19 protein-coding genes are annotated in these 22,418 nt (G+C 49.6%); 11 read left to right on the top strand and 8 right to left on the bottom strand.

Features of this window, described 5'->3' with window-relative positions:
• Positions 1-4 precede the first annotated feature (4 nt).
• Genes KJS94_RS09635 through KJS94_RS09625 form a run of 3 tightly spaced genes read left to right on the top strand, consistent with a single transcriptional unit; the run spans position 5 to position 4,017 of the window.
• Positions 5-1,444 carry a hypothetical protein gene (locus KJS94_RS09635; RefSeq protein WP_214447436.1) on the top strand — a complete coding sequence of 480 codons (1,440 nt, stop codon included), beginning with the start codon at positions 5-7 and terminating at the stop codon, positions 1,442-1,444.
• Positions 1,404-2,909, top strand: a complete 1,506-nt coding sequence (locus KJS94_RS09630) for a hypothetical protein (protein ID WP_214447437.1) — start codon at positions 1,404-1,406, stop codon at positions 2,907-2,909. The genes KJS94_RS09635 and KJS94_RS09630 overlap by 41 nt, the downstream gene beginning before the upstream one ends.
• 19 nt (positions 2,910-2,928) lie before the next feature.
• Positions 2,929-4,017, top strand: a complete 1,089-nt coding sequence (locus tag KJS94_RS09625) for a hypothetical protein (protein WP_214447438.1) — start codon at positions 2,929-2,931, stop codon at positions 4,015-4,017.
• A 120-nt stretch (positions 4,018-4,137) separates the two neighbouring features.
• Here KJS94_RS09625 and KJS94_RS09620 read toward each other — a convergent pair whose 3' ends face one another.
• From KJS94_RS09620 to leuC, 5 genes are all read right to left on the bottom strand, one after another.
• Positions 4,138-4,773, bottom strand: coding sequence for a hypothetical protein (locus KJS94_RS09620; protein ID WP_214447439.1), 636 nt, complete (start codon positions 4,771-4,773; stop codon positions 4,138-4,140).
• 194 nt (positions 4,774-4,967) lie between these two features.
• Positions 4,968-6,041 (bottom strand): 3-isopropylmalate dehydrogenase, encoded by a 1,074-nt coding sequence (gene leuB, locus KJS94_RS09615; RefSeq protein WP_214447440.1) that lies wholly within the window; start codon positions 6,039-6,041, stop codon positions 4,968-4,970.
• Positions 6,042-6,083: 42 nt separating this feature from the next.
• On the bottom strand, positions 6,084-7,607 hold the full coding sequence (locus KJS94_RS09610; RefSeq protein ID WP_214447441.1) for a hydroxymethylglutaryl-CoA lyase-like TIM-barrel protein: 1,524 nt from the start codon (positions 7,605-7,607) through the stop codon (positions 6,084-6,086).
• 16 nt (positions 7,608-7,623) lie between these two features.
• Complete coding sequence (gene leuD / locus KJS94_RS09605; RefSeq protein WP_214447442.1) at positions 7,624-8,220, bottom strand: 3-isopropylmalate dehydratase small subunit; 597 nt, start codon at positions 8,218-8,220, stop codon at positions 7,624-7,626.
• Positions 8,221-8,288: 68 nt separating this feature from the next.
• Entirely contained in the window at positions 8,289-9,692 is a 1,404-nt protein-coding gene (leuC, locus tag KJS94_RS09600) for a 3-isopropylmalate dehydratase large subunit (RefSeq protein WP_214447443.1), read from the bottom strand.
• A 272-nt stretch (positions 9,693-9,964) separates the two neighbouring features.
• Here leuC and KJS94_RS09595 point away from each other — a divergent pair, with 272 nt between their 5' ends.
• The 4 genes from KJS94_RS09595 to KJS94_RS09580 all read left to right on the top strand — a co-directional run bounded on the left by KJS94_RS09595 (position 9,965) and on the right by KJS94_RS09580 (position 14,975).
• Positions 9,965-11,056, top strand: a complete 1,092-nt coding sequence (locus KJS94_RS09595; RefSeq protein ID WP_214447444.1) for a Gfo/Idh/MocA family protein — start codon at positions 9,965-9,967, stop codon at positions 11,054-11,056.
• A gap of 20 nt (positions 11,057-11,076) precedes the next feature.
• Entirely contained in the window at positions 11,077-11,823 is a 747-nt protein-coding gene (locus KJS94_RS09590; protein WP_214447445.1) for a glucosamine-6-phosphate deaminase, read from the top strand.
• Positions 11,813-12,664, top strand: coding sequence for an ROK family protein (locus KJS94_RS09585; RefSeq protein WP_239804112.1), 852 nt, complete (start codon positions 11,813-11,815; stop codon positions 12,662-12,664). Before KJS94_RS09590 ends, KJS94_RS09585 begins: the two co-directional genes overlap by 11 nt.
• Positions 12,665-12,788: 124 nt before the next feature.
• A complete protein-coding gene (locus KJS94_RS09580; RefSeq protein WP_214447447.1) occupies positions 12,789-14,975 on the top strand; it encodes a penicillin acylase family protein in 2,187 nt (728 codons plus the stop codon).
• A gap of 103 nt (positions 14,976-15,078) precedes the next feature.
• On the opposite strand, the gene KJS94_RS09575 is transcribed toward KJS94_RS09580, so the two are convergent.
• The 3 genes from KJS94_RS09575 to KJS94_RS09565 are packed head-to-tail and all read right to left on the bottom strand — an operon-like array spanning position 15,079 to position 18,111.
• Entirely contained in the window at positions 15,079-15,759 is a 681-nt protein-coding gene (locus tag KJS94_RS09575) for an ABC transporter ATP-binding protein (protein WP_214447448.1), read from the bottom strand.
• 1 nt (position 15,760) lies between these two features.
• Positions 15,761-17,020 carry an ABC transporter permease gene (locus tag KJS94_RS09570; protein ID WP_214447449.1) on the bottom strand — a complete coding sequence of 420 codons (1,260 nt, stop codon included), beginning with the start codon at positions 17,018-17,020 and terminating at the stop codon, positions 15,761-15,763.
• Entirely contained in the window at positions 17,017-18,111 is a 1,095-nt protein-coding gene (locus KJS94_RS09565) for an efflux RND transporter periplasmic adaptor subunit (RefSeq protein WP_214447450.1), read from the bottom strand. Before KJS94_RS09565 ends, KJS94_RS09570 begins: the two co-directional genes overlap by 4 nt.
• Before the next feature lie 274 nt (positions 18,112-18,385).
• On the opposite strand from KJS94_RS09565, the gene KJS94_RS09560 reads away from it, so the two are divergent.
• The 4 genes from KJS94_RS09560 (at position 18,386) to KJS94_RS09545 (ending at position 22,408) form a co-directional block, all read left to right on the top strand.
• Positions 18,386-20,560, top strand: a complete 2,175-nt coding sequence (locus KJS94_RS09560) for a DUF5916 domain-containing protein (protein WP_214447451.1) — start codon at positions 18,386-18,388, stop codon at positions 20,558-20,560.
• A 78-nt stretch (positions 20,561-20,638) separates the two neighbouring features.
• On the top strand, positions 20,639-21,205 hold the full coding sequence (locus KJS94_RS09555) for a Crp/Fnr family transcriptional regulator (protein WP_214447452.1): 567 nt from the start codon (positions 20,639-20,641) through the stop codon (positions 21,203-21,205).
• 98 nt (positions 21,206-21,303) lie between these two features.
• Positions 21,304-21,606 carry a putative quinol monooxygenase gene (locus tag KJS94_RS09550; RefSeq protein WP_214447453.1) on the top strand — a complete coding sequence of 101 codons (303 nt, stop codon included), beginning with the start codon at positions 21,304-21,306 and terminating at the stop codon, positions 21,604-21,606.
• Between the two features lie 31 nt (positions 21,607-21,637).
• A complete protein-coding gene (locus tag KJS94_RS09545) occupies positions 21,638-22,408 on the top strand; it encodes a type 1 glutamine amidotransferase domain-containing protein (RefSeq protein ID WP_214447454.1) in 771 nt (256 codons plus the stop codon).
• Positions 22,409-22,418 lie beyond the last annotated feature (10 nt).

The raw sequence follows: 22,418 nt of genomic DNA, 5'->3' as shown, positions 1-22,418 counted from the left end.
AGCTATGTCAGTCTTTAACGGCGATCAGCTGATGCACGCAACGCTTGCCAAGCTGAATGAAATTCTCACTGGTGGTGATGAACACGCACCGGCTAATAAAAACAATTTTATATCCTGGGTAACTCCTGGTATTCCTTTCGGAAATTCAGACTTTGATTTTCTTGAAAAGGGATTCAATGCCGCAGATGCTACGGAACTGCGCAAGCTCATCATGCAAGCAGCTGATTTTGCTTTGTTTGCTGATTTGGTACCGGATCCTTCTGCCGTCTATCAGACAGATCAGTCCCAGACCATTGACCGGAATAGCCAGGAGAGACTTAGCAAGATTTATGGTAATATTTTAAAATTTGCCAAAGTAACCAATCTTGAACCCAGCGATGAAGAAAAGAAAAAGCTGGAAAAATTCAAGGGACTACTCTATACTACCAAAAAGGAAAAGAACCTGGTTACCGAGGAAGAAACTGAAAGAACAGTTGATAGTCCGATTTCCCTAGCCTATGCTGAGAAAGAACAGGCGTATGCTGATGCTGTATTGCTCTATAATAATAAGCGCATCAGTGCTGCCGCTGGTGATAATAAAGAAGCTGTGCTGGATTTCAGTGTTAATCAGCCAGTGTATCGCTCTAAGGTCAAATCAGCCATGAATGCCTGGACAGGTGCTGGCTACAAAAATGAAGTGGAAGCCATGCATGCCTATATAGCACAGGTGACTGGGCGGAGTATGGCTTCCTGGTTTGCTGAATTGAGGGATGCTTATGATCGCGCCCGGTTTACTGAGTCGATGATTGATTTTGATTTTTATCCGGTTCGGCTTTTCCCTGCCAATTTCCATAAGCAGGAATGGATGAAATACAGTTTCAGCGACAAAGAAGTAACCACACACGCGTCTAAATCAACCACGGCCTGGAATGCCAGTGGTGGATTGAATTTTGGCCTATGGTCAGCAGGTGCTGGTGCTTCTGGTTCTACCGAACGTACTGCCAACTCCATGGAGTCAAATATTTTTGAAATGAGTTTTGAATTAACACAGGTAAAAATCATGCGCCCCTGGTTTGGCACAGAATTGTTCTCTTGCAGAGGTTGGAAACTGGATCCTGGTACCTGGACCTTTAGCAGCACTGTATTGTCTGATGGCGGAAATCCACCTAAAGGTAGTTTTATCGCTTATTCCACTCATGCCGTATTTGCCCGCAATCTGAATATAAAATTCGATAAGTCTGCCTGGCAGGCCAGTACGTTCAAATCTAAATTTGATTCGGAGGCAAATGTAGGCTGGGGACCCTTTAGGGTCAAAGGGGGGTATTCTAAAGGAAATGAAACCAGTGATTTTCATTCTAAGGATACTGGTGAGGGTATCAGTTGTACAGGGATGCAATTGCTCGGATTTATTAACAGGCTGGTAGGTGTTTGTCCGGATCCCGATCCCAACGCAAAATTTGACTGATATGAACGCTTCCATTGCCATCGCCCTGCTCACCAAATTGAAACTCATCTTTGAAACCGATGCATCCGGTGAAGTACAGGACCAGAAATTCCTGGCCTTTCAGAACGGTGAGTTTACAGTTGGCAAAGAATTGTTTTATTTTATTGATCCATCCAAGTATGGCATCAATCCTACAGACGCAAATGTCAAAAGAAATGAATTTTCAGGGTTATTCAATTTCGTGGCAGAGCCAGCTGATATGATTACAGTTTTGCCGGATTTGCTTTCCGATATCTATAGTTCCGTGCTGAAGAAGGCGATCCCGGCCAATAGTCACCGTACGCCAGAGCAGGAAGAACAGTACAGGAGGGCGATTGAGTATTTGAACAAGGAGGAAACAGAAGCTGGTGCTGTTATTACCCCACTTGCCCGGTATGAACAATACGAGCAATTGTACAAAACCTGTATTAGTGAATATAAAACCAGGCAATTACAAGCAGCTATGGCGGAAGGAACAGGCGCAGATGCAGTAAAAGCACAATGGAATACGGATGAACCTTCCTTGAAAAAAGCCATATCTAAAGCCTTGCTGCTTTGGGAAACAAAAGGCAAAAAGCAGGAAGTTGAAAACTGGTTGGGTGTATTCAATCAATTGGCAGGAGCGGCTCCGATTAGTTTGCTGGCTGATCTACGTTCAGATTATGAATTGTTTGCCAGAATATCCGGTGCAGACGGACTGGCTGCTGAGTTTTCCTATTTGCCAACCCTGTTTAATCCGAGTAATTTTTTTGAAGAACAGGTAGCCTGGCCACAACTCAGTTTGGATAAAATGGAAGTTGCGGCACTGTATGAAAAGGCCCCGGAAGCGTTAAAGCGGCTTTTTGAGAATGGAGACAATGAGCCGGATATCCGGAAAATTAGTTTTGAATATGCTGTAGTAACCCTTGTTCGGGAATGGTTTCCCTATAAGGAATTTTTTCAGCAACGATTCTGGAAATTACCAGAGGGAGAGGCTGTAATATCCGATGGAAATGGCAAAGGCCTTATTCCTGCTTTTCCGGAGAAGCTGATATTTGTGCGGAATCTTGTTATCAATTTTGAAACACCTGTGCAGCCAGCAGCAGTAAAAAATCTTACTTCGGAATTGTTTGTCCGGCTGGAGCCACAGGTAAAACATCAGCTAAAAGCAAAATCAGCTGGCCTGTTTGAAAAACGGTTAAAACTGCGCAGCGTCGCAACTGCTGATCCGGTTATAGCTAAGCCGGCAGGCACAAGAAGATTTTCTTCTGCACTTTTCAAAACGACTGGTTTCAGGAAGTTTTCTGAAATCGCAGTAAAGCCACCAATGCCTCCTGAGGTTCCTACCCCCCCGGTTAATCCTGCTGGTAGCACAGAAGTAAAATCAATGGCATTGGAATTATTGGCATTTATATGCAGAAAAATGCCAGTGTGTCCAAACCCTGACCCAAACCTGGATTGGTCTTAACCATTTAAATCAGAAACACATGAAACAGCATGATTTCATTGGGGTGAGATTTCCCAATGATGACAAACGGTATTTTGCAGAAGTGACCTCTGTAAAGGAAGGCGGTATATTTGATTGTCGTTTTGTTCATACAGGAAGCCGGTATACATTTCAACAATTCTCCGGCTGGCTGGAAGTTAAACAGACCAATGGCAATTTTCCTCCGGGTACTCGAACCAATGAAGTATTACTGTATGAGCCGCAACAGCATAGTTTAGGTGTTGGTCAATTGGTGGTGATAACCTTTGAAGATGGTTATCCATATTTGGGTGAAATACTGAGTACTACACCTGAATGGAAAGTAAAATTTTTGCATTCCAATAATGAATATCTCATTGATGCAGCTAATGTGGCTCATGCGGCAGGTAAATTGTATGACGGGAAGCTGGTATTGGAAAAAAAGCCGTTTGGAAAAGGATCCAGTTTATTTAGTACGGCATTGGATAAAATTATTGTGTTGGAGATTAGTGGCAGAAGCGGACCGGCAAGAGGGGAGTTTGAAGCAAAGGTAAATGCTGATACTGGAGATCCCTTGGCACCCAATTTATATGAGAATGGGTACCTGCGGGCAGAAGAAGGAAAGGCCCAGGATGTCTTTAATATCAATGTCGCGGATGGAACCACAATGACTATTTTTGTTTCCTTTCATCCAGCTCTAATGCCTTATTCCATTAATCCGAGAGAAAGTTCGGTAATTGATCGTACTACAAGTATCTATGGAAAAAAGAGTTTTACCTATAAAAAGGGGGTGAATTCGCTTCATTTTGATATTGAATTAGTCTATGATTCCACCACCGTAAGTAATACCACTAAGTCGGAAGCTATCCGCACGGTAATGAATGAACATCGCAAGGGGAGTTCCGGTACTAAGGGCTATGAATTTGGAACGGAAATTTCGGGGGATATCTTTTTTCTTGAAGCAAGTGGGACTGCCACGCATACCCGAGAAACTACCAATTCTGAAGAAAGCACCACCGGTTCCAGTGATTCCAGCTCTTCCGGTTCGGAAAGTTCAACCAGTTGGACGGTCTACTATCCTGTAGGCTTGGACATCAAGGAGAAATTCTGAGCATTAGGTTTGAATTTGCAAAAAATAGTTGATGCGATATGTCCATTGAACCAATATTCTTTCATCGTTTCTTGGAGTTCTCAATGTTCTTGTGACGGATTACCTCTACTTCGATTGGACTTAGTTTAAACTATCAATCCGTAAATGGGCTGTGGTGTAAACAGAGAAATTATTCCAGTCTTCATATGCATCCGAATATGCATCGGTGAAGACATCTACCAGTTTCCCTTTTTTTAACCAAACATAGGGTTCCAACAGGCTATCTTGCTCGATATACTGTAATTTCCATTCTCCTTCCTGGTTCTTGATGATAACCATCCCTATGTAGCAGATAATATATTTGTAAAGATTCGTGGAATAGTCCTCAAAATTCAATTTTTGTTTTTTTATACCAGCATCAATTATTTTTAGACTTTCAAATGAATAGTCAAGCGCAGGTTCGTTTATTTTTAAAAATTTGCTGATCTGTAGTTTGGCTGTTTCAAGGCAATGTTGAAAATCAGTTTCATTTTTAAAAACCCCGGCTAGAGGATGGGTTTCTCCTTCAGAAGTTACTTGTTTCAGGAAACTTTTAAATTCTGTTTCTGATTCAAATAATACCCCGTATGCTGCGTCTGGAAATGTAAGTAAGATTTCCTTTGTGATAAGTTCATTATATACTGTTGAATCACCATCGTTTATCTTTAGGTCATCTCTTTGACAGGTAATCATTTCTAAAAGACTGGTTAGTTCTTTTTTATAAATTCTTCTAGCCATAGTAAACTGAGTTGTTTAAACCCCTGAATAACTAAACCCTCTTGTATGTACCACTAATTAGTAATTTTAAACGAAAAGTGCAAATTATAGCAGCAATTGAAGCGTTGCTTTCGGGGCTATTGCGTCATTTTATTGAAAAGAAAAGCGCAACCGATTAGAAGGTTGCGCTTTCAATTTCAATTATCAGTAAATACCTATAACCACTTCAATACCTCTTCCCCCATCCTTTCCGTTCCCAATACCTTATCTGCCGGGGTTTGGCCATCCGCAATATCCCTGGTGCGCCAGCCTTCTTTCAACACCTTGTCTACGGCATTGATAACGGCTTCGGATTCGGCCTTCATGCAGAAGGAGATATCGAGTAACAAAGCTGCCGATAGGATAGAGGCCAGGGGATTGGCGACGCCTTTGCCGGTGATATCATGGGCCGACCCGTGGATGGGCTCGTATACACCCGTGCCATCGCCAATGGAGGCGCTGGCCAGCATGCCCATGGAGCCGGCGATCTGGGAGGCCTCGTCGGTCAGGATATCACCGAAGAGGTTGGCGGTCACTACCACATCGAACCGGCGGGGATCCTTGATCAGCAGCATGGCCGTGGCATCCACGAACTGGTGTTCCACTTCCACATCGGGATAGTCCAGTGCTACCCGTTGGATCACCTCGCGCCATAATCGGGAGGTCTCGATCACATTGGCCTTGTCCACCGAACAGAGTTTCTTCCTCCGGGTGCGGGCGGCCTCAAAGGCCTTGCGGGCAATGCGCTCCACTTCATAGCGACTGTATTCTGCTACATCATATGCGGTATCGCCATTGTTCTTCCGGCCTTTCTCGCCGAAATAGATATCGCCGGTTAGCTCGCGGAAGAAAAGGATATCCGCGCCACGCAGGATCTCGGGCTTGATGCTGGAGGCATCCAGTAGTTCATCGAATAACTTGATGGGACGCAGGTTGGCATAGAGGCCCAGCTCCTTGCGCATCTTCAGCAATCCCTGCTCGGGACGTACCTTGGCCGATGGGTCATTATCATACTTGGGATGGCCTACGGCCCCAAAGAGCACGGCATCCGAGGCCTTCATCTTGGCCAGGGATTCATCGGGGAGGGGAGAGCCCGTCGCCTCGATGGCTACATGCCCGATCAATGCTTCGTCATAGCTGAACTGGTGGCCGAAACGCTCCGCTACCTTGTCCAATACTTTCTTGCCTACTGCTGTTACTTCCTGCCCGATGCCATCACCGGGCACAATGAGAATATGTTTGCTTGCCATTAAGGGGATTTGAATGGTATTTAATTGTACTAACGGGGATGCTTAAATGATGTTCAGCATCTTCTGCGTGGCCTTGATCGCCGATACGGTCTGGTCGCTGTCGAGCCCCCGGGTCTTGAATTCCTTATCGTTCAGGCTCCAGGTGATGATGGTCTCGCAAAGGGCGTCACTCTTGCCACCGGGCGGGATGCGCACGGCGTAATCGGTAAGTACCGGCAGCTCGATCTTTTTCTGTTTGTAGATCTTCTTCAGCGCATTCATAAAGGCATCGTATTGCCCATCACCCTGGGCATGCTCTTCAAAGAGCTCGCCCTCAACATTGATCTTCAGGGTCACCGAGGGGTTCAGGTCCTTGGAGTGGGTGAGGACATAGTTCTCGATCTTCACCTTGTCCTTAATGGCTTCACTGTCCAGGATATCCGAAATGATATAGGGCAGGTCGGCCTGGGTGACTACTTCCTTCCTGTCGCCCAGCTCAATGATGCGCTGCGTCACTTTCTTCAGGTCGGCATCGGAAAGCTCAATGCCCAGTTGGTGCAGGTTGTTCTCAATATTGGCCTTGCCGCTGGTTTTGCCCAGGGCATATTTGCGCTGGCGACCGAAGCGCTCGGGCATCAGGTCGCTGAAATAGAGCTTGTTCTTCTTGTCGCCATCGGCATGGATACCTGCTGTCTGGGTGAACACATTTTCGCCCACCACCGGCTTATTGGCCGGGATCCGGAAGCCGGTAAAGGTCTCCACCAGCTTGCTTACGCGGTAGAGCGATTTCTCCACTACGGCCGTCCTGACATTGGGCATGAAATCATTCAACACCGCGATAGCGCTCGCCAGGGGCGCATTGCCGGCCCTTTCCCCCATCCCGTTGATGGTGAGGTGCAGGCCATGGGCGCCGGCTTTCACGCCTTCCAGCACATTGGCCGTTCCCAGGTCGTAGTCGTTGTGCGCATGGAAATCGAAATGGATGCCGGGATAACGTTGAACAATAGCCGAAATATATTCGTGGACTTCCGCCGGGGTCAGGATGCCCAGGGTATCGGGTAGCATGATCCGCCTGATGGGCTGGGTGCTCAGGAAATCGAGGTACTGGTACACATAGTCGGGCGAATGCCGCATGCCATTGCTCCAGTCTTCCAGGTACACATTGGTCTCGATCCCTTTCTTTTTGGCCAGCGCGATCACTTCGCCAACTTCCTTAAAGTGCTGGACTGGTGTTTTCTTCAGTTGGTGGGTAAGGTGGTTCAGCGAGCCCTTGGTGAGCAGGTTCATCACTTTGGCGCCGGCCTTTGTCATCCACTGGATGGAGACATCACCATCCACGAAGGTGAGTACCTCCACCTTATGGAGCAGGCCTTTGGACTTCGCCCATTTGGTGATCCGTTTTACGGCATCGAATTCGCCTTCGGAAACCCGGGCGGATGCGATCTCAATGCGGTCCACCTTTACCTCGGTCAGCAACAGTTGGGCAATGGTCAGCTTCTCGGCTGCCGTAAAGGACACCCCGCTGGTCTGTTCACCATCGCGGAGGGTTGTATCCATGATCTCGATGTACCGTTTGGAATGGGGCATGTTGGTTGCTTAAGGGTCAATACAGGCTCTTCTCAGCGAAAGCAGCGATCTCTGCTTTCATGGCCTGTAGGTAATCTATATCGTCAAATCCGTTCATCAGGTTATGCTTCTTGTAACCATTGATATCGAAGGACTCTTTTTCGCCGGTGGCCAGGATGGTGATGGTCTGCTCTGGCAGGTTCACTTCCAGCTCGGCCTTGGGATCGGCTTCAATGGCCTTGTAGATCTTGTCCAGGAACTCGGGACTCACCGTTACGGGGAGGATGCCGATGTTGAGGGAGTTGTTCTTAAAGATATCGGCGAAGAAGCTGGACACCACGCAACGGAAGCCATAGTCGTAGATGGCCCAGGCCGCATGCTCGCGGCTGCTGCCACTGCCGAAGTTCTTTCCTGCTACCAGGATCTTACCGGAGTAGATCGGGTTGTTCAGCACGAAATCCTTTTTCGGGGTATCGTCACTGTTATAGCGCCAGTCGCGAAACAGGTTATCGCCAAATCCCTTGCGCTCCGTGGCTTTCAGGAAGCGGGCGGGAATGATCTGGTCCGTGTCCACATTCTCAATCGGCAGGGGAACAGCGGAACTCTTCAGTATCGTGAATTTATCGTAAGCCATTATGGGTTGTTTGTTTGATGAGTGAATACCTGGCGCGGCATGTTCTCCACCGCGCCGGTTGGTGGTTCTTAAAGCAATTCGCGCGGATCGGTCACTACGCCAGTCACGGCTGCGGCTGCGGCTACCAGCGGGCTTGCCAGCAAGGTGCGGGCACCGGGTCCCTGGCGGCCTTCGAAATTGCGGTTGCTGGTACTCACGGCATACTTACCGGCAGGGATCTTGTCGTCGTTCATCGCGAGACAGGCACTGCAACCGGGCTGGCGCAGTTGGAAGCCGGCTTCGGTCAGGATGTCCAGGATGCCTTCTTCCCTGATCTGGCTCTCTACGATATGCGAACCGGGAACGATCCAGGCGGTCACATGGTCGGCTTTCTTGCGACCCTTCACAATAGAGGCGAAGGCGCGGAAGTCTTCAATGCGGCCATTGGTACAACTGCCGATGAAAACATAATCCACTTTCTTGCCCAGCATGGGTTCGTTCTCGGCGAAGCCCATATAGGTGAGGGATTTCTCGTAGCTGGCCTTACCCTTGCCTTCTTCCTGGGAAACAGGGATATGCTGGGTGATGCCAATGCCCATACCGGGATTGGTACCGAAGGTGATCATGGGTTCAATATCGGCTGCGTCGAAATGGTATTCCTTATCAAAGGTCGCTCCCTCGTCGGTCTTCAGGGTCTTCCAATAGGCGAGGGCCTTGTCCCAGGCTTCGCCTTTAGGGGCTTTCTCACGGCCCTTGATATAGGCATAAGTGGTCTCGTCTGGAGCGATCATGCCACCGCGCGCGCCCATCTCGATACTCATATTGCAGACGGTCATGCGGCCTTCCATGCTCATTTGCTCGAATACCTCACCGGCATATTCCACAAAGTAACCAGTGGCGCCGGCTGCGGTGAGCTTCGCAATGATATAGAGGATAACGTCCTTGGGAAGAACGCCTTTGTTGAGTTGTCCGTTCACCACGATGCGCATCTTCTTCGGCTTGGGCTGCATTATGCACTGGGAAGAGAGCACCATCTCCACCTCGGAAGTACCGATACCGAAGGCGATGGCACCGAAAGCACCATGGGTTGAAGTATGGGAGTCGCCGCATACTATGGTCATGCCGGGAAGGGTGATACCGTTCTCGGGGCCTACCACGTGTACGATACCGTTCTTGGGATTACCCAGTCCCCAATGGGAGATACCATATTTGGCGCTGTTCTGCTCCAGGGCTTTCAACTGGTTGGCCGACAGGGGGTCCTGTACGGGCAGGTGCTGGTTGATGGTCGGGGTATTGTGATCGGCCGTTGCGAAGGTCTTCTCGGGGAACATCACTTTCAAGCCGCGCTGTTCCAATCCGAGGAAGGCAACGGGACTGGTTACTTCATGGATAAAATGACGGTCAATAAAGAATACATCCGGACCGTCGGCGATCTTGCGTACCACATGTGAATCCCACACTTTATCAAACAAGGTACTCGGGGTTGTGCTCATTTTTCAGATTTTATAATGGAATGCCAAATTTCTTAAAATTTTCGCAGAATACCAGTAGAGGGTTTGAAAAGTTTAAAGGTATTTGATGGATAAATTGAAGGATTTTTGATGAAAAACTAACGATCATTTGTAAATAGTGGAGGGGATTTTATAACGCAAAGTCCGCGGAGAGGGCGCAAAGTTCGCAAAGGGAGGCTTTCTCTTTGCGTCCTTCGCGTGTCCTCTGCGTTCTTTGCGTTACCCCTTCCGTATATTTATTCAAAATTCTAACGATGCACAGAACCAAGGTGGCTCTCCTTGGAGCCGGATTCATTGCCGATATTCATTTCGAAAGTTATCACCGCTTCATCCCTGAAGCCGAAGTAGTAGCCGTCTATGCCCGTAACGCCGATAAGGCTAAGGCCTTCGCCGAAAAGCACGGCATCCCCCAATGGTACGACGACCTCGATGCCATCATCAACGATTCCGGTTGCGAGGTGGTGGACATCTGCCTTCCCAACTTCCTGCACTGTACCGCCACGCTGAAAGCAGCCGCGGCCGGCAAGCACATCATCATCGAGAAACCCCTGGCTGTTACCCTCGAAGAAGCGGATGCCATGATCGCCGCCTGTAAACAGGCCAATGTCAAACTGATGTATGCCGAAGAACTCTGCTTCGCCCCCAAATACGAACGCGTTCGCAAGATGGTCAAGGACGGTGGTGTAGGCGAAGTGTACATGCTGAAGCAGGGCGAGAAACATTCCGGCCCGCATTCCGAATGGTTCTATAACAAGCAACTCGCCGGTGGCGGCGTGCTGATGGACATGGGCTGCCATGCCATCGAGTGGTTCCGCTGGATGACCAATAACAGCAGGGCCGTGAGCGTATACGCCACCATGTCAACTGTATTGCACAAGGACATCACCGAATGCGAGGACAACTCGGTCATGATCATCGAATTCGAAAACGGCGTGGTAGGTATCGCCGAGAACAGCTGGGCCAAGCATGGCGGTATGGACGACCGCTGCGAAGTGTATGGCACCGGTGGCGTGGTATATGCCGACCTCTTCATGGGCAATGCCGCGGTATCGTACAGTAAGCACGGTTATGATTATGCGATGGAGAAGGCCGATACGACCATTGGCTGGAGCTTCACCATCTTTGAAGAAGTGTTCAACCAGGGCTACCCGCATGAACTCAAGCATTTCATTGATTGCGTGCAGCACGACAAACAACCCCTTGTGACCGGAGAAGATGGCCGTGCGGTACTGGAGATCATCTATGCCGCCTATGCCTCTGCAGCAGAAGGCAGGAAGATCATGCTGCCCTTCCATCCCAAGGTAGAGCGACCTGTTGACCTCTGGATCGAAGGCAGGAAAAAATAATTATCCTTAAAACATTCCATATGCAAGTCTTTATTGAAAGGACCTACGAAGAAATATCCGCCCTGGCGGCCAGTCACCTGGAGCAGTTCATGATGGCCAGCCAGCATCCCCTGATCTGTGTGGCATCGGGCGATAGCCCGGCCGGTCTCTACCGCCAGCTGGCGCGCGATGTGCAGGAGGGAAAGATCAGCGTGAAGGACTGGCATTTCGTGGGGCTGGATGAATGGATGGACATGAACGGCGAGGATGAGGGATCCTGTCGTTACCACCTCGACCAGCAATTGTTTGGTCCCTTGCAGGTGCAGGCCGGACAGGTGCATTTCTTCGATGGCAGGGCAGAAGACCTCAATAAGGAATGCATCGATGTGGAACATTTTATCCGCGACCACCATGGCATTGATGTGGCCGTGATCGGGTTGGGCCTGAATGGCCATATCGGGATGAACGAACCCGGTTCCGATCCGGGCTCACGGGCACATATAGCCGAACTAGCGCCGCAGACCATTGAAACGGCACAGAAATATTTCACCCGTCCCACTACCATCAGGGGTGGTATTACCCTGGGCATTGCCACCATTATGGAATCCAGGGATATCTTCCTCCTGGTGAGCGGTGCCAAGAAAGCGGCCATCGTGAAGCAGGTGCTGGAAGGGGAGATCAGTCCGGAAGTGCCCGCCAGCCTGCTCCGCAACCATCCCGGTGCCAGGATCTACCTCGATCGTGATGCCGCTTCCCTCTTAAACTCGAATGGTGTCAATGAGCAGTAGTCAATATATAGGGCTTGACCTGGGCGGTACCCAGCTTCGTGGCGGCCGTGTTGGCAATGGCGGCCTCATCACCCTCCACAGCGAACCTACCCAGGCCAATGGGAAAGAGGAAGAAGTGGTGGAGCAGGTCTGTGTTGTCATTGAAAAACTACTGCATCCCGAAGTAAAGGCCATTGGTATCGGCGTACCCGGACTAGTGGAACTGGCCACTGGAACGGTCTTCGATATCGTGAACATTCCCTCCTGGAAGGAAGTACCCCTGCAGTCCATACTGGAAGAACGTTTCCAGCTGCCAGTACGCATCAACAACGACGCCAACTGTTTTGCCCTGGGCGAATACCTCTATGGCAAGGGCCGGAGTTTTCGGTCAATGGTCGGCGTTACCATCGGTACGGGATTGGGTGCGGGGATCATTGTGGAAGGCAAACTCTTTTCCGGCATCCATTGCGGGGCCGGGGAGTACGGCATGCTCGACTACCTGGATCATAACGTGGAGTATTACGCGAGTGGATCATTCTTCCAGAACCAATATGCTATCGATGGTAAAGAAGTGTTCGAACGCGCCAAAGCTGGCGATGCCGAAGCACTGGCCATGTATGCTGAATACGGGAAGCATCTGGGAAATGCCATCAAGTTCATCCTCTATACCCTCAATGTTGAATTGATCGTGCTGGGTGGATCGGTGAAAGCGGCCTGGCCATATTTCCAGCAAGCCATGTGGGAGCAGGTGCGGACCTATGCCTACCAGCCGGCGCTGCATAATTTACAGATCGAGGTTACGGAACTGGAGAATAGTGCCATCCTCGGCACCGCAGCCTTGTATGAAGATGCGTTGAGGTAATTTTTTGGGCCACGAAGGCTCCAAGGCACGAAGGGGCACGAAGGCGGTTAGGCCCCTTCGTGTGTACTTTGCGTCTTAGTGTCTTCGTGGCCTCTCCCTTCCACAAATTCCTTAATTTGCCACCATGAGACTAATTTGCTTGCTGCTCCTGTTGCCCATGCATCTCCTGGCACAGGGATTTACCGCATCCGAGATCACCCGCTGGACAAAACAAGCGGCCAATGTAACCATCATCCGTGACAAATGGGGCGTACCCCATATCTACGGCAAGACCGATGCCGATGCCGTTTTCGGCCTGCTCTATGCCCAATGCGAAGACGATTTCCCCCGCGTGGAAATGAATTATGTCGAGAAACTCGGCCGCATGGCTGAAGTGAAAGGAAAATCAGCCCTTTACGATGACCTCCTCAACCGCCTCGTCATCAGTACCGACAAGGCGCAAAAGGATTACCAGAAATCCCCGGCCTGGATGAAGCAACTCTGTATCGCCTTTGCCGATGCAGTAAACTACTACCTCTATACCCATCCGCAGGTAAAGCCGGCCCTGCTCACCCGCTTCGAGCCCTGGTACCCCATGCTCTGGACCGATGGCAGTATCGGGGCCATCAGCACTGCCGATATCACCGAAGCGGAACTGGAAGCCTTCTACGGTGGTGCATCACGGTTAGCCGCTATCGAAAAGCCTTTTGAAGAGCCGCTGCCTTCCGGTTCCAATGGATTCGCCTTCGCGCCATCCATCACCGAATCGGGAAAAGCTATCTTGTATATCAATCCGCATACCACCTTCTATTTCCGTCCTGAAGTGCATATGGTGAGTGAACAGGGCCTGAACGCCTATGGCGCGGTTACCTGGGGACAGTTCTTCATCTACCAGGGCTTCAACGAGCGCCTGGGGTGGATGCATACTTCTAGTTATATCGATGCGGCCGATAGCTATGCGGAACAGGTGAAGGAAAAGAATGGGCAGCTGGTATATACTTACGAGGGAAAGCAAAAGCCCATCAGAAAGATACCCATCACCATTAAGGTGAAGAACGGCGACAAACTGGAGGTCACCACCATCACTTCCTTGTGGACCCACCATGGTCCCATCATGGCCAAACGCAATGGCCAGTTCCTTAGCATGCGTGCCGATAACCAGATACTGGAAGGACTGGCCCAAAGCTGGCAGCGCATCAAGTCGAGGAACCTGAAGGATTTCCAGCAGGCACTTGAGCTGAAAGGCAATATCTCCAACAATACCGTTTATGCGGATGCCGATGGTAATATTGGCTACTGGCACGGCAACAGGGTTCCCGTTCGCGATCCCAAATTCAATTGGGCCAGGCCTGTTGATGGCAGCACCAAGTCGACGGAGTGGAAGGGCTACCATCCCATCAGCCAGACCTTGCATGTGCTCAACCCAGCCAATGGCTGGTTGCAGAACTGCAACTCCACCCCATTTACAGTAGCAGGAAGCAATAGTCCTGACCGGAAAGCCTATCCCGCTTATATGGCCCCCGATGGCGAGACCTTTCGTGGCCTGAATGCCGCAAGGGTATTAGGGGAAGTGAAGCAATACAATATCGAGAAAGTAATTAAGGCAGGCTATGATACGCGCCTGGCAGCATTTGAAGCCTTGTTGCCTGCGCTCATCAGCAGGTTTGAGCAAAAAGTTAAACCGGAGGATTCCCTGTTTGCCTTACTGGCCGGACCTATCGCGGTATTAAAGAATTGGGATTACCGCGTGAGCGAAAATTCCATCGCCACTACCCTGGCGGTAGAGTGGGGACAGCGGGTATTGCCTGCGATCTTCAGGCAGCAGGCCATTGATGATGATGAACTGGATATCGTGGAAAAGGTGAAGCAGTTCAATGCTACCGCTGATGCACAAACGATGTTGCTGCCTTTGCTGGCCACCATCAACGATCTGCAACAGCGTTTTGGTCGCTGGCAACTGCCCTGGGGACAGGTCAACAGGATCCAGCGGATCTCCAATGCCATCGACCTGCAGTTTGATGATAGTAAGCCTTCTTTCCCGGTGGCATTTGCATCTGGTAACTGGGGCATGCTGCCTTCCTATAACAGCCGTCCATTCCCCGGCACGCAGAAGCGCTACGGGATCCATGGGAATAGTTTTGTTTGTGCTGTTGAGTTTGGGGAGAAGGTAAAGGCCAAGTCCTTACTGGCCGGTGGCGTGAGTGGTGATCCCGCTTCCCCGCATTTCAAGGACCAGTTGGAAATGTACAGCAAGGGACAGTTCAAGGATGTGCTTTTCTATAAGGAAGATGTGTTGAAACACGCGGAGAGAACCTACCATCCGGGAGAATAAGCGTGTTTTTCGCCACAAAGGCTTGAAGGCACTAAGAGGCACGGAGGCGGTAAAAATGCTTCGTGTGTACTTCGTGCCTTCGCGCCTTTGTGGCAAATCTCTATTACATTTTAATTATCCTCCCGTCTTCCATTTCAATCACCCTATCCGTTCGATCCGCGAACTCCGGGTCGTGGGTGACGATCAATAAACTCTGCCCGAAATCCCTCGCCAGTTTCTGGAAGATATCAAATACCAACTCACTATTCTTCTTATCCAAATTACCCGTAGGCTCATCACCCATGATGATATGCGGTTCGTTGATCATGGCCCTGGCAATCGCCACCCTTTGTTTCTCCCCACCCGAGATCTGGTTGGCAGCCTTATTGTGCAAATGCTCGATGCCCAAAGTCTTTAACAGGAACATCCCCCTATCCTTCAACTCCGCATTAGAGCGCTTGTTCAGCTTCCTTCCCGGTAATAAGATATTCTCCAATACCGTGAACTCATTCAGCAGGTAATGGAACTGGAACACGAAGCCGATCTTTTCATTGCGGATGGCCGCCAGTTCTTTCTCGGCCTTGCCGGTGACCAACTCGCCATCAATGAAGAGTTCCCCACTATAGGCCGTATCCATGGTGGAGAGGATGTAAAGCAGTGTTGATTTGCCACAACCCGATTTGCCGATCACCGATACAAACTCCCCCTTGTTAACGTTGAAGTTGATATCCTTCAGCACATCGATCGTGACCGGGTCTGAGAATTGTTTAAAGATATGCCTTGCTTCGAGTATGCTTGTGTTCATGCTATTTGCCCCTTATGATGACCACGGGATCTACCTTGCTGGCCTTGCGTGCAGGGAAATAGCCTGCCAGCCAGGTGGTGATGATGGCGAAAAAGAATCCTATCAGGTAAAATACCGGGTTGTAATTGATCGGGTAGGTTTTGATGGTGGGCAGGGATGGGGTGTTGAATGGGATCTGGTCGATCAGGCTCGATAAAAGGAAGCCGAAGAACAATCCCGTGATGGCACCAAAGAAACCGATGCTGATGGCGATGACCATGAAGATGCGGTTTACATCCTTCCCGGAAAAACCCGTTGCCTTCAGGATGGCGATGCTGTCCATCTTTTCATAGATCATCATGTTCAGGATATTGTAGATGCCGAAGCCCGCCACGATCAGCAGGGTGATGCCCACCGCATAGGATATGGTGGTACGGACCGATGTGCCCGTTTCGAACTGGCTGTTGGCGGTCTGGATATCTTCCGCGTCGGTTTCAAAAGTAGCGGCAAATTCCCTCGCCACTGCCGGTGCCTGCTTCACATCGTAGAGCTTGGTCTGGATATCGGTGAGGTAATCCTTGGGCTTGCCCAACAGCTTCTGCACCGTTTCAATGGATGCATAGCTCTGGGTCTTGTCCAGTTCCTGGATGCCCGACTGGAAATAGCCGGCCACCTTCAGTTTGAACCTTTCGCCCTGGGCTGTCGTCACCTGCACCACATCGCCGATATCGGCCAGCATTTTTTCCGCCAGTCCTTTCCCAAGGATGATAGAATTGGCGGTGATCTTGATATCATCTGCATTGCCCTTCACCACATAATCGGAGAAGTGAAAGAGTTTTTTCTCTGCATCCACATCAATGCCATAGATCACACCGGTGATATCAATATTGCCTTCATTGAAGAATACCTGGGCGGTGATCTTGGGCGCCACACCCGATACCCGTTCATCCTGCTTCAGTTTGCGGATGATGCTTTCGCTGTTGTAAATGGCCTGGCGGCTATTGCCTGATTTGATGGATTGAATGAAATTGTAGCCATCCTTATATTCCGCAGCACTATTGATGGGCTGCTTATCGTTGGGCTTGATCTCCCTGTACAGCCGCACATGCGGTGCCCGGTTGAGTATCAGTCCATCCAGCAGGATATTCAGGCCTGTCATGAATCCCAGCAGGGTCACAAACATGGTGATACTGAAAGTGACACCAATGGCCGCCACAATGGTCTGCTTCAGTCTTGCTGTCATCAGCGAAAAGGCGATGGTAAAGATCAGCCTGGTGCTCATTGTTGTGGTTTTAGGATGGTGGTCGTACTGTCAATACCTTCCAGGATCTCCACTTTGCGGTAGTCTTTCAGACCGGTACTTACTTTTTTCTTTTCCTTGTTCTCAAGCAACACATATTGTTCATCTACCAGGTAGTTGCGTGGAATGGTGAGGGCCTTGTCCTTTTTCTCGATCACGATATTGGCTTCCACGGTGAGGTTGGGATAGAGCACCGGCGGGGCTTGGGTGAAAACGGCTTCCACGGTGAAGGTGCGGCTGCGTTCATCCATGATGGGATCGATCTTGCTTACCCTCGCTTCAAATACCTCTCCCTTATAACTGTCGAGACTCAGCATGATGGACTGGTCCGGCTTTACTTTGGCGATATCGTATTCATCCACTTCCAGTTTCAGGATAAAATCATTGGCCGCTCCTATGACGGCAAGGGGATTAATGGTATTGACCGTCTCGCCTTTCTCTTTGAGGATGGAATATACCCTGCCATCGCTCTCGCTCCGGATCACAAAATCCTTTTCAATGGTGGTGCTGATCTCCGCGTTCTTCTTGCTCTGTTTATCCGCAAATTCGATCTGCCTTTTGGTATCGTTATACCTTCTCACCGCGATCTCATAAGCTGTTTTGGAGTTCTTGATGGCCAGCTCCCTTTGCTCCAATTCGTTGAGGGTGCCAATGCCCTGTGCCCAGAGATTCTGCTGCCTGGTGTAAAGGGAAGAATCATTCTTCATCTTGCTCTTCGCGAAATCAATATTGGCCTTCAGTTCAGCCAACCGGTCGGTATTGTTGGAAGCATCCGCATATTCTGCTGCAATACGGGCATTTTCCGCATTCAGTTTCGCCGTTTCATTGAAGATCCTGAACAGGGGCTGTCCTTTTTTTACCGTGTCGCCTTCTTTCACCAATACTTCCTTGATGATGCCGTTAACAGTGGCGAAAAGCTGGTATTGGTCGCGACTGGTCACTTTTCCTGAAGCATAGACGGCAGCAGTGATCGGTTCAACAGTGGGCCGGGTTTTTTCGGTTGCCTGTTTGCAGGATGTGCTGAGCAGGGTAAGAAAGGATAATATAAGTAGGAAGCTTCCCTTGGGTGTCATAGACCTTGAATTGGATGAACTGGACAACCTAAAAATACCCTTTGTTTCGCAGAAAGCCAACCTGAAGCGGATGAGGGACTGATGAATAAGTATCGGTTTCGGTTAAGAATCGTTCAATTCCGGTCTTGCCCGAGCATGGCCATTTGCCTAATTTTGGAAGCCGCCATTAAACTTCCTTCCTGGTTTATTCAACCCTTGAATCAAATGTTTTGTACCGAACCTTCAACGGGACCTGGTTTCCCGGGAATGGTTTACCTTAAAGCAACGGGATTTCATGAGAATAGTTTTCTTCTTTATTGGGTGTATGCTTTTGCTCTCATCACTGCAGGCACAGAAGGTGAATGACCGCTTTGAGCTGCATATTGCGAGGGCTAACAGTCCCATCCGTATCGATGGGGTGGATGAGGAGCGGGCATGGGCGGATGCGCAGATGACCAGCGACTTCTTCATGATCCTGCCTATGGACACCAGCATGGCCAAGGTGAAGACAACCGTGCGGATGGCCTATGACGACCATCACATCTACCTGGTGGCGGTATGTTACAATGGGGTACCCGGACCTTATATGGTGGAGTCGTTGCGCCGTGATTTCAACTTCGGTAAGAACGATAATTTCATCATAGCGGTGGATCCCTTCGATGACCGCACCAATGGGTTTTCCTTCGGTGCCAATGCCGCAGGCGCACAATGGGATGGCTTTATCTATGAAGGGGGGAAGATGGACCTGAGCTGGGAGAACAAATGGGTATCGGCTGTCATGAATTATCCCGATCGCTGGGTCTTTGAAGCCGCGATCCCCTTCAAGAGTATCCGCTACAAGAAAGGTATCACCAAATGGGGCATCAATTTCAGCCGCAACGACCTGAAGACAACGGAAAAATCGGCCTGGGCGCCAGTACCACGACAGTTTCCCTCTGTTTCCCTCGCCTATACGGGTAACCTGGTCTGGGACCAGCCACCGCCCAGATCGGGTGCGAATATTTCCCTGATCCCTTATGTGCTCGGTGGATTGTCCAAGGACTATGCAAAGCAAACGCCAACGGATACCCGAAAAGATATTGGCATGGATGCCAAGGTGGGGATCACGTCATCGCTGAACCTCGACCTGACAGTAAACCCTGATTTCTCCCAGGTTGAAGTGGACAAGCAGGTGACCAATCTCGAGCGATTTGAATTGTTCTTTCCCGAAAGAAGGCAGTTCTTCCTGGAGAACTCCGACCTCTTTGGCAGCTTTGGGTATTCGACCATCCGGCCATTCTTCTCCAGGCGTATCGGCCTGAATGCACCCATCCAGTATGGGGCCAGGCTGAGTGGCCGACTGGATAAGAACTGGCGGCTAGGGGTGATGAATATGCAGACCAAGGGGGTGGAGGAAACTGACCTGCCCAGCCAGAATTTTACCGTGATGGCCCTGCAGCGGAAAGTCTTCGCTCGTTCCAATATCGGCTTCATATTTGTGAACAAGGATTCCAGGAATTACACACCCGACAGTGATCCGGCAACACCGGAATACAGCCAATATAATCGTAACCTTGGATTGGAATACAATCTTTTCTCTACTAATAATTTTTGGTCGGGAAAATTCCTGGTGTTGAAATCCTTCAGTCCTGATAAGGATAACAAGGATTGGACCCATGCGGCCAACCTGAACTATACCAGCAAAAGGTGGTTCCTCAGCTGGCAGCATGAATATGTGGGGTCGAATTTCAACGCCGAAGTAGGGTATGTACCACGTAAAGGATTTTTCCGGCTATTCCCGCAGGCCAGCTACCTGTTCTTTCCCAGGAAGACCAAAGTATTGGCCCATGGCCCCATCTTCAGTACTTCCCAGTATTTTGATGAGCAGTTCAAATCAACGGACCACGAGACCAACCTTTCCTATAAAGCCACCTTTCGCAACCAGAGTAATTTAACGGGAACGATTAGCCGAACTTTTATCCAACTGCTGGCGCCCTTTGATCCCACCAATTCGGGCAAGGATTCCCTGCCCACCGGCTCGGAGCACCGATGGAATACAGTAGCCATTGATTATATCTCCAAGCCCCAGAGCCTCTTTACCTATGCCTTCGGGGCCAGGTATGGCGGCTATTATGCGGATGGAAAGCGTACGACGCTCTTCGGGGAACTGGGTTATCGCTTCCAGCCCTATGTCAGCATTACCATGAGCACCACCTATAACGATATCAAACTTCCCGCTCCCTGGAACCGTACCAGTTTCTGGCTGGTGGGCCCCAGGGTGGATGTGACCATGACCAATAAACTGTTCTTTACGGCCTTCTTCCAGTACAATGAGCAGACGAAGAACATGAACCTGAATACCCGCTTCCAGTGGCGCTATAAGCCGGCATCGGACTTCTTCCTCGTGTATACCGATAACTACCTGCCGGAGAACCTGTCTGTGAAGAACCGCGCGGTGGTGTTGAAATTCACCTATTGGTTCAGTATTTAGTGATGCCTTGTTAAATAAGCCTTACAATTTGGTAATCGGTGTTATGGCCTATTTTTGCCAACAATAGGACCTATCCTTATGCAGCAGCTCAGGGAACATATTGAAAAGATCACCGCATTGACCGATGCGGAGTATGAGTATATCTATTCCCATTTCAAGCCAAAGAAACTGAAGAAGCACCAGTTCCTGGTACAGGAAGGTGATAGGGTTACCAATGACCATTATGTCATCAAAGGCTGCCTGAAAGCCTACCATACCGATAACAAGGGCAAGGAACATATCCTGCAGTTCGCATTGGAAGACTGGTGGATTTCGGATTACCAGGCACTGTTCAAGCAAACACCTGCCACCCTGAATATTGACTGCATCGAGGATTGTGAATTGCTGACCCTTTCCCTTCACAACCGCGAGAAGTTGTGTAGCGAGATGCATAAGATTGAACATTTCTTTCGCCAGAAACTCAGCATGGGCTATGTTGGCCTGCAGCAGCGCATCATGTCCATGCTGAACAATACGGCTAAGGAAAGGTATGATATGCTGCTCGCTTCCAATCCTTCCTTATTTCAAAGGGTTCCCAAGCAACTCATTGCCTCCTATCTTGGTGTTACGCGCGAGACCCTCAGCAGGATGGCCTCCCACAAATAGTGCGTTGGGGATGTGATCTACATCACAGCAATTTTTTGACCTATGCCCTTTTATAGCCCTCTGGTGCTTCGGAACTTTGTGAAACAAAATTCATGAAGATGAGCGAAGCAAAACAGAACAGGGTTATCCTGGCGCGCTATAAGGTTCCTGCAGCTAACCTCGAAAAAGTGAAGGCGCTTTTGCAGGAGATGCAATTCCTCTCGTTGCAGGAAGAAGGCTGCCTGGTGTACCAGCCCCATCAAACCGTTGAAGATCCCTGCACGATCGTATTGTATGAAGTGTATAAGGATGATGCGGCCATCAATGCGCATCGCGACAGTGATCATTTCCAAACGATCGCTCTGGGGCAGATCGTTCCCTTGCTCGAATCGAGGGCAGTTGAAATACTTAGTCAGTTTTAACCTATAAAAATTCAAAGTAAACATGATGTCGATGAAGCGTATCGTACTGGCCATGGCCAGCGTAGTAATGTCATTAGTAGTAATTGCGCAACAACCCATCAGTACAAGAAACAAATCAGGAAAAATGAAAAAGAAAATTCTATTCGTGCTGACCAGTCATGGTGTGAAGGGTAGCACAGGTGAGCCAACCGGTTATTATCTCAGTGAAGTGTCCCATCCCTGGGAAGTGTTGACGAAGGCGGGTTATGAGATCGATTTTGTAAGCCCCAAGGGTGGCAATCCGCCGGTTGATGGCTTTAATCTCGAAGATTCCGTGAACAAGGAATTCTGGGAGAATAAGGAGTACAGGAAGAAACTGGAGCATACCATGAAACCTTCCGATGTAAATCCTGCTGATTATGTAGCCATTCATTATGCCGGTGGTCATGGTACCATGTGGGATTTTGCTGACAATACTGAACTGGCTGCCATTGCCGCGAAGATCTATGAGAACAATGGTGTGGTGAGTGCGGTATGTCATGGACCCGCCGGACTGGTGAACATTAAGCTCAGCACTGGTAAATACCTGGTAGACGGCAAGCGCGTGAATGCTTTTACCAATGAGGAAGAGATCGCCGTGAAGCTGGAGAATGTTGTGCCCTTCATGCTGGAATCAGTCCTGGTCGAGCGTGGTGCGAAGTTTGAGAAGTCTGGCCTGTGGCAGGAGCATGTGGCCGTTGACGGTCGTTTGGTGACCGGTCAGAACCCGCAGTCAGCCAAAAAGCTGGGTGAAGAGGTTGCGAAGGTTTTGGCTTCCCTTTAAGAAAAGTGGA

The organism is Flavihumibacter rivuli (genome assembly GCF_018595685.2).
Taxonomy (GTDB): Bacteria; Bacteroidota; Bacteroidia; order Chitinophagales; family Chitinophagaceae; genus Flavihumibacter; species Flavihumibacter rivuli.
The sequence above is the reverse complement of the archived record's forward strand: the minus strand, read 5'-3'. Positions and strand labels throughout refer to the sequence as shown.